This window comes from Flavobacterium hankyongi (assembly GCF_036840915.1).
GTDB lineage: Bacteria > Bacteroidota > Bacteroidia > Flavobacteriales > Flavobacteriaceae > Flavobacterium > Flavobacterium hankyongi.
The window spans coordinates 82586-96227 of the sequence record NZ_CP085725.1; the positions used below are offsets into that span (position 1 = coordinate 82586).

11 protein-coding genes are annotated in these 13642 nt (G+C 31.2%); 2 read left to right on the forward strand and 9 right to left on the reverse strand.

What is annotated here, in order from left to right; all coding sequences use genetic code 11:
* Positions 1 to 42 precede the first annotated feature (42 nt).
* The 9 genes from LJY17_RS00385 to LJY17_RS00425 form a co-directional block, all read right to left on the reverse strand.
* The gene (locus tag LJY17_RS00385; RefSeq protein WP_264544833.1) at positions 43 to 1230 is read right to left on the reverse strand and encodes an aspartate aminotransferase family protein; all 1188 of its coding nucleotides are present in this window, start codon (positions 1228 to 1230) and stop codon (positions 43 to 45) included.
* 52 nt (positions 1231 to 1282) lie between these two features.
* The gene (locus LJY17_RS00390; RefSeq protein WP_264544834.1) at positions 1283 to 2980 is read right to left on the reverse strand and encodes an OstA-like protein; all 1698 of its coding nucleotides are present in this window, start codon (positions 2978 to 2980) and stop codon (positions 1283 to 1285) included.
* 81 nt (positions 2981 to 3061) lie between these two features.
* Positions 3062 to 4882 carry a chloride channel protein gene (locus LJY17_RS00395; protein WP_264541901.1) on the reverse strand — a complete coding sequence of 607 codons (1821 nt, stop codon included), beginning with the start codon at positions 4880 to 4882 and terminating at the stop codon, positions 3062 to 3064.
* Between the two features lie 31 nt (positions 4883 to 4913).
* Positions 4914 to 6095, reverse strand: a complete 1182-nt coding sequence (locus LJY17_RS00400; RefSeq protein ID WP_264541902.1) for a cation:proton antiporter — start codon at positions 6093 to 6095, stop codon at positions 4914 to 4916.
* Between the two features lie 79 nt (positions 6096 to 6174).
* Complete coding sequence (locus tag LJY17_RS00405; protein ID WP_264541903.1) at positions 6175 to 7446, reverse strand: adenylosuccinate synthase; 1272 nt, start codon at positions 7444 to 7446, stop codon at positions 6175 to 6177.
* A 35-nt stretch (positions 7447 to 7481) separates the two neighbouring features.
* Entirely contained in the window at positions 7482 to 7898 is a 417-nt protein-coding gene (locus LJY17_RS00410) for a hypothetical protein (RefSeq protein ID WP_264541904.1), read from the reverse strand.
* Between the two features lie 3 nt (positions 7899 to 7901).
* Positions 7902 to 8354: a Fur family transcriptional regulator gene (locus LJY17_RS00415; RefSeq protein ID WP_264541905.1), complete on the reverse strand. Its 453-nt coding sequence runs from the start codon at positions 8352 to 8354 to the stop codon at positions 7902 to 7904.
* Positions 8355 to 8404: 50 nt separating this feature from the next.
* The gene (locus LJY17_RS00420; protein ID WP_264541906.1) at positions 8405 to 10621 is read right to left on the reverse strand and encodes a RelA/SpoT family protein; all 2217 of its coding nucleotides are present in this window, start codon (positions 10619 to 10621) and stop codon (positions 8405 to 8407) included.
* A 72-nt stretch (positions 10622 to 10693) separates the two neighbouring features.
* Positions 10694 to 11482: a TrmH family RNA methyltransferase gene (locus LJY17_RS00425; protein ID WP_264541907.1), complete on the reverse strand. Its 789-nt coding sequence runs from the start codon at positions 11480 to 11482 to the stop codon at positions 10694 to 10696.
* Positions 11483 to 11584: 102 nt separating this feature from the next.
* Between LJY17_RS00425 and LJY17_RS00430 the strand changes: the two genes are divergently transcribed.
* The gene (locus tag LJY17_RS00430) at positions 11585 to 12565 is read left to right on the forward strand and encodes a GNAT family N-acetyltransferase (RefSeq protein ID WP_264541908.1); all 981 of its coding nucleotides are present in this window, start codon (positions 11585 to 11587) and stop codon (positions 12563 to 12565) included.
* Positions 12562 to 13641 (forward strand): DegT/DnrJ/EryC1/StrS family aminotransferase, encoded by a 1080-nt coding sequence (locus LJY17_RS00435; RefSeq protein ID WP_264541909.1) that lies wholly within the window; start codon positions 12562 to 12564, stop codon positions 13639 to 13641. The genes LJY17_RS00430 and LJY17_RS00435 overlap by 4 nt, the downstream gene beginning before the upstream one ends.
* The last annotated feature ends 1 nt before the right edge of the window (position 13642 follow it).

Below are 13642 nucleotides of genomic sequence, written 5' to 3' on the forward strand. Positions count from 1 at the left end.
AACAATTAAAGAGCTTCAACAAAGGCTCAATCTGGGCTATAACTATAATTCGGCCATCACTTCATTCATAGCTTCAATAATAATGCCACAACCTTCTTTTATTTCTTCATTTGATAGGGTTAGAGGAGGAGTTATTCTGATGGCGCATCCTTCAAAGAGTAACCAAAATAAAATAAGCCCTTTCTCCTGACATTTAAAGATTACTTTGTTAGTGATTTCAGGACTTTCTGTCATGGCGGCTAGCATTAAGCCTTCACCACGTATTTCTTTTATTAATGGGTGAATCAATAGCTCTCTAAATAGCTTTTCTTTTTCAATACATTGAGGCATTAAATCTGTCTCTAACAACTCTTGTAATGTTGCCAAACAAGCGGCAGCAATTACCGGATGTCCTCCAAATGTTGTGATATGTCCTAATTTTGGGTCATGGCTAAGTAAATCCATATATTCAGATTTTGCCATAAAAGCACCAACAGGCATTCCGCCGCCCATACCTTTACCCATGACTACAATATCAGGGACAACATCGTAATTTTGAAAACCAAATAACTTCCCTGTCCGACCAAAACCTGGTTGAATTTCATCAAGTATCATTAAGGCTCCAACTTCTTCACAACGTTTTTTAACTTTTTGTAAAAAATTATCATGAGGCTGAATAAAACCAGCACCACCTTGAATTGTTTCTAATATTATACCAGCTGTTTTTGTGGTTATTTTTTGTAAGTCTTCTTCGTTGTTGAAAGTGATAAAATCGACATCAGGAATTAACGGACGGAAAATTTGTTTGCGTTCCTCAAAACCCATAACACTCATAGAACCCATTGTATTCCCATGGTAAGCGTTAAAACATGAAATTAACTGACTTCTTCCAGTTACACGACGTGCTAGTTTTAAAGCGCCTTCGGTAGCTTCGGTACCAGAATTTACTAAATATACTTTCTCTAATGGAGCAGGAGTATTTTCGGCTAATAATTTACATAATTGTACAGACGGATCTTGAGCATATTCGCCATACACCATCACATGAGTATATTTATCCAGCTGATTTACAATGGCTTCACGAACTCTTGGATGTTGGTGTCCTAATGTACATGCTGAAACACCTGCAACAAAATCCAAATAAGCTTTTCCGTTAGTATCGTAAATATAGGAACCTTTTGCATGTGAAACTTCCATTCCTAAAGGGTATGGTGAAGTTTGTGCTTGATATTTATAGAAATCTTTTAACATTTGTTTAAGTATCGATTTGATTATTTGAAAACAAATAAAATTGATTAGGATATTATTTTTTGACTTTCGACGACTTTGGCCTTTGTACTTTGGCTTTTGTACTTTCGACTTTTTTAGGTTTGTCGTACTCCAATGTTTCCTTAGTCGCTTCCATTGGAAGATCTGGTTCAAGTAATTTTTTCTTGGCTTCTTCTTGAACTTTAGCGTCTATTTCTAGTTCTTCTTTGGGAAAAATATCAGCTAATGAAAGAATTTGTTCATCACCTCTCCAAATAAATCCTTTTAATAGTCGTGCATTTTCAGGAAGTTCATTTTCAGGATAAATGTTTCCATCAACATTAGTGAAAAATGTTATGGTTTCAATTGTATTTCCTTCCAAAATCATATTGATTTTGCTACTTACATTTTTATTAATTCCTATTAGTTCCTGCTTGTCATTTCGCATGTAATAGATAACCTCTGTATTTTTAACCACGTCAACTTCATGAAGTTTGTTGTCTTTAAATTTCCCGTACAGATTTTGTCCTTTCACTTGATTATATCCTGTTCCAACTGTATCTTTTGAAACAATAAATGCATTGTTTAGTACTTTCAAGGAATCTATTCGTTCTGATTTTGCATCAGAAATTAAATGCATTAAATCTCCTGTCATTTGGTTTTTACCGTTCCAAAAAATAGGTTTTCCAATCATTTGTGTCAGACCTTTTTTCTGATCATAATGAATAGAATCACATTTACCGCTCATATCTTTTTTGTAAAAACGAGCGTTGTTGTATCCTTTAATGATTCTTTCTGTAGGTTTTCCTGTTACTACTAATTTTTTAGCATGAAAATAAACAGAGTCTTTTTCGAAAAGAGTAGTTACCAATGCTTTTTTAGTAATAAACATGGAATCTTTTTTCTTGTAAACCTCTGCATAATGGCCTTTAACTACAAAGTTGTTTATAGTATCTGTAATTTTTACATTGTTTTTCGCTTTAGCAAAATCTTGTTTTCGGTCATAATAAATATCATCACCTTCTATGAGTCGGTCTTTATAAACTATTTTGGATCCTTTCTGGAGTTTTCCTTCATCCTTTTTAGTATCATAAAATCCTTTTGTTGTATGAATGGTATTGCTGCTTGAAGTAATGGTGGATGGCCCAAAAACATAGGCATGTCCTGAGTTTGTGTAATAATCTAAATGATTAGTTTTAATTGTCTGTCTAGGATTAGTAACTGTTACAGCCGTTTGGAACTGAAACTTTTTTTGTGATAAGTAATATTTACCTGATTTACTAGTCAAAGTATTTTCTGGATCAGTTATAGTTCCTTGAGAATTATAATAAGCCAGTTGAGAATTACGATCAAAATTAATAGTGTCAGTCACCAAAGTCATTTTTGGATCACGCATCACTACATTTCCTGTGGCGTATGCAAACTTTGTATTTCCGTTATATTCTGCATATTTACTGGTCATTGTAAGCGTATCACCTTGAACCATATTAACATTTCCAAAAGCTTTAACAAAATTTGCTTTAGTAAAATGATAGGCTTTGTTACAAGTCATACGAACTCCTTCGTGAATGATGCGCACATTTCCAGTAAGAACAATTGCTCCTGGGACTTCACTTTCTGAAATATCAAAAAAATCTGAGTTTTCTATGATAACTTGTTTACTGTCTTTAGGAGCAGGTTGTGTTTGTGACCAAATTGGCGACAAACTAAAGAGTAGAGCAATACAAGTAAGTTTAATATATAGTGTATTCAATGAATAGTATTTTTTGTCAAAATTAAATAAAATACGACAACCAAGAATTTTATTAAGAATAATTTATAAAACCTATGCGGATTATTCGATTACAATTTCTTTTAGTTTTTTTCTGTAGGCTTCTAGAATAGCTATTTTTGATAGAAAACCATAAAATTTGCCGAATTTTATAACGGGTAAAATTGATTTTTGTGAAGTTTCAAATTTTTGCATAATGCTTTCTATGCTTTCATCAAAATCAATGCTTACATCTGGCAATTCTACAACATCTTTTATCGGAGTATATTTTACTTGGAACGAATTAAAAATTATTGGTCTGATTTTTTCAAAATCAATAAGTCCTATTAACGCAGCATTTTCATCAATTACTGGATAAATAGTTTGTTTTTTTGATGAAAGTAATTCAACTAAATTTTCTAAGTTGCTTTGAAGAGTAATTGTTTGTATATCAGTATCAATTAAATTTAAAGAGTTAATGCTTTGCAGAATGTTTAAATCTTTATTGCTCGTAAAAACGTCTCCTTTATCTGCTAATGCCTTAACATCCATTGAATGTTTTTCAAATCTTTTAGACACTGCAAAACTTACTGAAGAAACAATCATTAAAGGAATCATTAAATTATAACCACCAGTAATTTCTCCAATTAAAAATATAGCAGTTAATGGAGCATGAAATAATCCGCTAAGTATGCCAGCCATCCCTACAATTGTGAAGTTTACAACAGGAAGACTTGATGATATGCCTAATAATTCTATTGATTTAGATACGAAAAAACCTAAATAAGAGCCTACAAATAAAGATGGAGCAAAATTACCTCCGTTACCGCCACTTCCTAAAGTAATTCCAGTAGCAACAGATTTTACCAATGCAATAACACCTATGAAAATAAGTAATATCCATTCGTTGGACATATATTTTTCAAGTAAAGTATTTTCTAATAAACTTTCAGGGTTTGAAGAAGATAATGTTTTGATACTCTCATATCCTTCGCCAAATAATGTAGGAAATAAAAAGATTAATCCTGCTAACATTGTAGCACCAAAAATGGCTTTGCGGTACGGTTTTTTACTAAAGTGATTAAAGTAATGCTCTACTTTTCTAAATGTTCGCGCATGGTGCACTGAAACAAATCCTGCTAAAAGACCTAATAAAATATAGTATGGTGTATTGTGAAAGTCGAAATTTTGTTCTCCTTTAAAGTTTAATAAAATGTCATCACTTAATATCATTTGAGATACTAAAGATCCTGTTGCCGCCGAAATCATGATTGGAATAAAGGCGGAAATAGTCACATCAGTCAATACAACTTCTATTGCAAATAAAACCCCAGCGATTGGAGCATTAAATGCTGCTCCAATACCAGCAGAAACACCACAGGCAAGTAGTAAAATTCTATCTTTTTGAGAGAGTTTATATTTTTGAGCAAAATTAGAACCAAACGCGGCACCCGTAATTACAATGGGACTTTCAAGTCCTGCCGATCCTCCTAAACCAACTGTTAATGAACTAGTAAGAATTTGTGCATACATTTGTTTTCGAGGTACAATTCCTCCTTTTCTGGCAACAGCGTAAAGGATGTTTGAACTTCCTTTTTCTATGCTTCCATCAAGAAAACGTTTCACTACAAAAACAGTCAATACTATTCCAATGATAGGTAAAATACTATTGGAATAAGGTAACTTTAAGTACTTGTTTATATAATTTGCCCAAAGAAATACATTATGAGCAAAGATTTTTAATACAATTACTGCCAAAGCACAAGAAATGGCAACTACCAAACAAGAAAAATAAATGAAATTTCTTTCAGATAATAATTCTTTGACTATAAAAAATAACGTTTCAAAGCGTCTTGAAAATTTTCTTAATCTTAGTTGTAGGTATGCTGATATTCTATTGGGCATTTTTTTTATTGAAGTAGTACAAATATACGTTTTATATTTTTTCTTTCAATTTAGTTGTGGGATTAATCATTAATCCAATCATCATAATGATTGCAGTAAGAACAATTACTTGTATTATTAAGGATTTATTAACTAGTTCAATTTTTTCGTTAATAGGTATTGATAAGTATAATAAAATTGTAATTAATCCTCTTGGGGCAAAAAATAGTAAAGATTTAGTTGGTAAGGAAAAGATCTTTAAAAAGATAAAGCGCACGGCAAAAATGCTTATAGTTATACCAAGCGACCAAATGAAAGTTTCAGAATTTAATAATTCTGAAGTATCAATGAGAAAACCAAAAAGAATGAAAAATAAAGATCTTATCAAGAAAGTAATTTCGTTGGTTAATTTACTAAGTTCCTTGACTTCTTTATTTAAAATTTCAGTATGAAACTTTTTGATATAAGGAATATGTTTTAATTCATCTACATTGCCAATTATCAAACCAAAGAAAAGTATAAAAATTAAAGCAGGTAAATGATATAATTTGGATACAGCGTAAATCAGAATTATGATTAGAATTATTGGAATAAATTTGACATGATTTTTTATTTTACCCAATAAATAAGTTAGAAGAAGTGTTGATGCAAAAGAAATAATAATCATCAAAAGGAACTCAAAAACAAAGTATCCGAAAGATTTTGTTCCAAAATCAGTATTTAATGCTACAAAATTGAAAAGAATGACTCCAAAAATATCAGAAAGACTACTCTCGTATGTTATAAATTCTTTTTCACTAGAAGGTATATTTTTAGCACTTGGTATAGCGATAGCGCTACTTATTACGCTAATAGGAAAAATATTGGTGAGAGCAGTTTTTAAAGGGATGTTATAGTAGTAACCCATTAAATAAGCTATTCCAAAACTAAGAACTAGTATTGGCAGTAAGGCTACAACTACAGATTTTTTTACGATATTTAGTTTAGATGAATTAAATTCCAGTTCTAATGAACCTTCTAACACAATTAAAATTAATCCTATTGTTCCAAGTATTGGTAAAACATTAGATAAATCAGGGAAATTAATTTCTAATACTATGGTGCTTTGTTTTGTTAACCAGCCTAAAAGGAGTAATATAATAACAGATGGTATTTTGGTTTTTGAAGATGTAACATCAAATAGGTAGGCAATTAATAGTAACGAACATAGTGTAATAATTATGGCGGAAGTCATATTTTTTATGATTTAGGACTTCAATGTAAAGAAAATTATTTAAAAAAGAAAGACTCAGAATTTATCTGAGTCTTATGAATTATTTTTTTATTGTTTGTTTTCTGTCAGGTCCAACAGATACAATTGTAATGGGAACTTCTACTTCTTTTTCGATAAAATCGATATATTCTTTTAATTCTGTTGGAAGTTGGTCGTATGAACTCATTCCAGTTAAATCGGCTTTCCAACCTTTAAACTCAGTATAAACAGGCGTTACATTTTCTGGTTCAATAGTATAAGGTAAATGATCAATGGCTTGACCATTGTATTGGTATGATGTACACACTTTTAATGTTTCAAATCCTGATAATACATCGCCTTTCATCATCATTAATTGAGTTACACCATTAACTCTGATAGCATATTTTAAAGCAACAAGATCTAACCATCCACAACGACGTTGACGTCCTGTAACAGATCCAAATTCGTTACCAACTTTAGCCATTGTATCGCCAGCATCACCAAAATCTTCAGTTGGAAAAGGACCACTACCAACACGAGTTGTATAAGCCTTGAATATTCCAAAAACTTCTTTGATTTTATTTGGTGCAATACCTAAACCAGTACATGCTCCAGCAGCAGTTGTATTTGATGATGTTACAAATGGATAAGTACCAAAATCAACATCTAGCAATGAACCTTGAGCTCCTTCACATAAGATTGATTTTCCTGATTTTTGAGCCTGATGTAAATATTCTTCAGAATCAATAAAAGTTAACTTTTTAAGTTCTTTTACAGCATCAAAGAATTCTTTTTCTAATTCTGAAAGATTGTATTGGATAGCAACATCATAGAATTTAATCATTTCTTCGTGTTTGTTTGCCAATGAACGGTATCTTTCTTCAAAATCGGCCAATTCGATATCTCCAACACGGATTCCGTTACGACCGGTTTTGTCCATATAAGTAGGCCCAATCCCTTTAAGGGTAGAACCAATTTTAGCTTTACCTTTTGCTGCTTCAGAAGCTGCATCTAGTAAGCGGTGAGTAGGAAGTATTAAGTGTGCTTTTCTAGAAATTAAAAGTTTATTATATATATCAATATTGAATTTTTCAAGACCTTCAATTTCTTTGATAAAAACTACTGGGTCAATTACAACTCCATTACCAATAATGTTAATTGAGTTTTTGTGAAAAATTCCTGAAGGAATAGTTCTTAAAACGTGTTTAATTCCATCAAATTCTAATGTGTGTCCAGCGTTTGGTCCGCCTTGAAAACGAGCAATAATGTCGTATTTTGAGGTTAATACATCGACAATTTTTCCTTTGCCTTCATCTCCCCATTGTAATCCTAGTAGTAAATCTACGGTCATTGTGTTGTGTTGTGTTGTTGTATTTATAATTTTATTTATTCTGAATATATAAGTGCTAAAACAAATGGAATTGATATTAATAATGAAATTATTAAAGGTTTCCATATTGCTTTTTTAGAAAAGCTTTCGAAATTAGGTATGTATTTTGGAAGAAAAAAATAACTCAAAATACCACCACCAATTAAATTTAAAAAAAGAGCTGGATTACCAACTGTTGAAGGAAGTAAATTAATTATGACAATTGATATCGCAGTATATAGTAATGATATTCCTAATACAAGATTAGCTTCCTTCTTTTTTCCTAAATCTTTTAAATTTTGCATTAATAATACGCCACCAAAAACTGTAGAAAAAAATATTGAAAATCCGTAGATAGCACCTTTTGAATAAATTTTGAAATTACTCTTTTCGATTTCAGTATTGAGTTGATCTTGATTTAATTCTGTGCTCATTAATTATTGTTTTTTTGTAGCGTAAAAATAAAGAGAGTGGTTTTGTATTTCAATACCAAAAATTTCTTCCATGGTTTGTTTGATGGTTTGAATTCTTGGATCACAAAATTCGATTACTTCTCCAGTATCGGTCATAATGATGTGGTCATGTTGCTTATCAAAATATGATTTTTCGTAATGAGCTTGGTTTTGTCCAAACTGGTGTTTACGAACCAATCCACAATCTAAAAGTAATTCTATAGTATTATATAAGGTCGCACGAGATACACGATAGTTTTTATTTTTCATTTTGATATACAAATTTTCTATATCAAAATGTTCTTCGCTATCGTATATTTCCTGAAGTATAGCATAACGTTCAGGAGTTTTTCTGTGACCTTTTTCTTCAAGATACATTGTAAAAACATTTTTTACAATTTCCTGATTTGTAGTATTATCAGATGATATTTGTGTCATATCCGGCAAAGATAATTTTTTTGTTTTGAGTATAAAAGTTTATTAGAAACTTAATTTTTATAAACTCTAGTCACTCTGTCTACACCATCAATTTTTTTAATGTTTTCAATCATTTTTTTAAGAACAGTATTGTTAGGTACAATAACAGCTAATTTACCGTTAAAAATTCCTGCTTCTCCGCTAAGGGAGATACTTTGAATATTTACCTGCATGTTGTTAGAAATAACCCTTGTTAATTCATTAGTAAGCCCTATGCTATCCATTCCAGTTATTTCTAATATTGCTTTGAATTCTTGTTGAGAAGAATCTATCCATTTTGCCTGCATGATTCGATATGCATAGTTCGATTGCATACTTATGGCATTAGGGCAATCACGTTTATGGACCTTAATTCCTTCGTTAATAGTCACAAAACCAAATACTGGATCGCCAGGAATAGGATTACAACATGAAGATAATTTATAATCAAGTTTATCTTGTTCGGGGCCAAAAACTAATAAATCATAATTACTTGTAATTTCATCTTTATGGATAAACTCTGAGTTTGGAGATGATTTTTTTATCTTGTTTTTGAAGAAATTAAAAAATGTATTGCTTTTTTGTGCGGCAAAATCTTTCAGTTGTTGATTATCAACAGTTCCTATACCTACACGATAAAATAAATCTAAACTTGTTTTTAGATTCAAGTAAGATACTAATTCGTTTACAACAGTTTCGTTTAATGTGATTTTAAGATGTTTCAGTTTTCTTGCCAAAACTTCTTTTCCGTCTTCGGCAATTTTTTTAGTATTCTCGTTAAGAACGTTTCTAATTTTATTTTTAGCACGAGCAGTGGTTACATAATCCAACCAGTTAGCTGTTGGTTTTTGATTAGGGGAAGTGATAATTTCTACTTGATCACCACTTTTTAACTCATGATTTAAAGGGACTAACTTTCCATTAACCCTTGTCCCTCTTGTTTTTACTCCAATTTCTGAGTGAATTGAAAAAGCAAAATCTAATGAGGTAGCTCCCTTAGGCAGGGATTTAATTTCTCCTTTTGGTGTAAATACATAAATTTCTTTTGCATAAAGATTCATTTTGAAATCTTCAACAAAATCTACTGCGTTTGTTTCGGCGTTTTCTAAGGCTTCTTTAAGTAGATTTAACCAAGTGTCTAGACTACTTTCTTCATTAGCGCCTTGTTTGTATTTATAGTGAGCTGCATATCCTTTTTCAGCAATTTCATCCATGCGTTCACTACGAACTTGAATTTCTACCCATCGGCCTAATGGCCCCATTACTGTTATGTGTAACGCTTCGTATCCAGTTGATTTTGGTGAAGAAATCCAATCACGTAGTCTACTTGGTGAAGGGCGGTAATGATCAGTAACAATTGAGTATATTTTCCAAGCTAAGAATTTTTCATCATGAGGATTCGATTTGTACACAATACGCAAGGCAAACTTGTCATACACTTCATCAAAAGTAACATTTTGAGCAGCCATTTTTCTACGGATAGAATAAATAGATTTTGGACGTCCTTTTATAATGTATTCAATACCTTCTTCGTCTAATGATTTTTTTAAAATATCAGAAATATTTTTTATGTAAGCATCTTGTTCTTCTTTAGTCTCCTTTATTTTACTTACAATATCGTTGTACACAATAGGTTCTGTGTATTTTAATCCTAAATCTTCAAGTTGCGTTTTAATATTGTATAGACCTAATCGATGCGCAAGGGGAGCATAAATGTATAATGTTTCAGAAGCTATTTTTACCTGTTTGTAATCAGCCATAGACTCCATGGTTTGCATGTTATGCAAACGGTCGGCAAGTTTGATTATAATTACGCGAACATCGTCGTTTAAGGTCAATAACATTTTTCTGAAATTCTCTGCTTGCATAGAGATATTCATGTCTTTTTTGACTTGTGCGATTTTAGTTAAACCTTCAACAAGTTGTGCAACTTTAGGATTGAAAAGTTTTTCAATGTCTTGGACAGTTATATCGGTATCTTCAACTACATCGTGTAACAATGCAGCGGCAATTGAAGTTGGACCTAAACCAATTTCACTTGCAACAATTTTTGCAACAGCAATAGGATGGAAAATATAGGCTTCTCCTGATTTTCTTCTTTGGTCTTGGTGTGCTTCAACAGCCACATCAAACGCTTTACGGATAAGCTTTTTATCTTCAGGACTTAAAGTTTGATAACTTATTCGAAGTAATTCTTTGTATTCTTGAGCAATTGCTTTGTTTTCTTTTTCTATATCAATCTCAACCATGGCATTTAATCTTCATTCTTTAAATTTACGAATTAGCGTTGATATACACAATATATTTAAATTTCTGTAAAGTTAAAATCCGCGTTGTCTTTTAGCTTCAAAAATTAAAATGGCTGCCGCAACTGAAACATTCATGCTATCTATTTCCCCTTGCATAGGAATAATAATATTCTGAGTGGCGTTATTTCTCCATTCATCACTTAATCCCGTTGCTTCAGTACCTACAACAAGTGCTGTGGGTTTGGTATAATCTTGAGTATGATAAGAAGTGGAATTTTGTAATGTTGCTGCGTATATATTTATCTTATTTTTTTTTAAAAAATCAATAATTTCCTGAGTAGTACCTGTGCCGATTTGATTAGTAAAAATACACCCTACACTTGAACGAACAATATTCGGGTTGTACATGTCACTTTTAGGATTGGCTATAATAACCGCATCAAGGTTTGCAGCATCGGCCGTGCGTAACATAGCGCCAATGTTTCCTGGCTTTTCTGGGGCTTCAGCGACCAAAATCAAAGGGTTTTGTGGTAGTTTTAAATTCTCTAAGCTGAAATTTTTGGTTTTTGCTACAGCTAAAATACCTTCTGTAGTATCTCTGTAAGCTAATTTTTGATAAACTTCTTTTGATATTTCAATGAGGTTTATTTGTTCTTGAGAGTATTTATTTATCTGATCATTTGAAATGATTTCAGGAAGGAATAAAATAGTTTCAATTTTATAATTTCCTTTAATGGCTAATTCAATTTCACGATGCCCTTCAATTAAAAAAGTACCAGTTTTTTTTCTTTCCTTGGCTTTTTCCTGAAGTAAAACCAGTGATTTTATATATAGATTTTGGACAGAAGTTATTTCTTTCAAAACGAATTAAATTAAAAAGCTAAAGTACTAAGAAATAGATAGCCTTTCAAATTATTTTGTAGATAGGCTTTAAAATATGTACTTTCGGGTTAAATTATAGTTTTGAAACAATTTAAAATAAAAAAATATAACCAAACCGACTTTAATCTTTGGAACAATTTTGTAGCCAATGCTAAAAATGGTACTTTTTTATTTCATCGCAATTTTATGCAATATCATAGTGATCGATTTGAAGATTGTTCATTATTTGTCTCTGATGAAAAAGAAAAGTTGGTTGCAATTTTACCTGCAAATAAAGTAGGTAATGAGTTATTTTCTCATCAAGGATTGACTTATGGAGGACTTGTTTATAATGATAATTTAAAGCTTGAAGTGATAATCAATATTTTTCATGATGTTTTGAAGTTTTTATATGAAAATAGCTTTGAAAAAATAACTATAAAATGTATTCCGCTTATCTATCATAAAAAACCTGCCGATGAAATGTTGTATGTTCTATTTTTATTGGAATCGAAGCTAATAAGAAGAGATTCATTAGCTGTTATTGATCTGAAAAAAGAGAATTCAATATCTAAAGGACGGATGGAAGGAGTTTCTAAGGGGGTGAAGAATGAGTTGGAAATAGTTGAAGAATCAAATTTTGAAAAATTCTGGAATTCTATTTTAATTCCAAATTTGAATGAAAAGCATAATGCTTTACCAGTTCACTCATTAAAAGAAATAGAATATTTACATTCTAAATTTTCTAAAAACATAAGACAATTTAATGTTTATAAAAACAGTGAAATAGTTGCCGGGACAACTATTTTTGAAAGTGAGCAAGTTGCCCATGCACAGTATATTTCGGCTAATTCGACTAAAAATGAATTAGGAAGCCTTGATTATTTGTATTACCATTTGATAACGAATGTATTTAAAGATAAGAAGTTTTTAGACTTTGGAATTTCTAATGAGGACAATGGTAAAATACTTAATAAAGGTTTGTCTTTTTGGAAAGAAAGCTTTGGAGCATCAGCTATAACTCAGGATTTTTATGAAGTTTCAACTTCAAAATTTATCAACTTACTTAATGTATTGAAATGATTTCATTTTTAGATATTCATAAAATAAATAAACCTTACGAAGAAGCCTTTCAAAATAAGCTGAAGCAGGTGATGGATAGTGGTTGGTATATTTTGGGAGAAGAAGTTAAACTGTTTGAGAAAAATTTTGCGGATTATTGTAAAGCAAAATACTGTATTGGAGTAGGAAACGGATTGGATGCTATTATACTTTCGTTTTTAGCGTATATAGAAAATGGTCATTTAAAGAGAGGTGACGAAATAATAGTTCCAGCAAATACTTACATTGCTTCAATTTTAGGAATTTTACAAGCAGGCCTGGTTCCAGTGCTAGTCGAACCAGATATCGAAACTTATAATATTGATGCAAAATTAATAGAAGAAAAAATTTCCCCAAAAACAAAAGGAATTTTGGTAGTTCATTTATATGGCCAATTGGCTAATATGGATGATATAATAGGAATTGCTTACAAACACGATTTATTAATTGTTGAGGATTGTGCTCAAGCTCATGGATTAAATTTTAAAGGAAGTCATACTCGTACATTTAGCTTTTATCCTGGGAAAAATTTAGGAGCGTTAGGAGATGGAGGTGCTGTCATAACGAATGATGAAAAATTATCAAAAACAATATATAAACTCCGAAACTACGGTTCAGAAAAGAAATATTATAATGAATACATTGGTTTTAACTCTCGATTAGACGAAATTCAGGCCGCTTTTTTAAATTGTAAATTACCTAATCTATATTCAGATAATGAAAAGAGACGTTTAGTTGCGAAAGGTTATCTCTCAGAAATTAAGAATGATAAAGTTGTATTGCCAAAAGTCGAAAACTTTGATGATCATGTTTTTCATTTATTTGTGATTAGATGTGAAGATAGAGATAAATTACAGACTTATTTACTTGATAATGGCATCCAAACCTTGATACATTACCCTGTTCCTCCACACAAACAAAAGGCTTTAGAAAGTTGGAATAATTGGTCATTTCCTATAACCGAAAAAATTCACAAAGAAGTATTGAGTTTGCCAATGAGCCCTGTAATGACAAACGATGAGATAAACAAGGTAATTCAAATTTTAAATAGCTATTAAT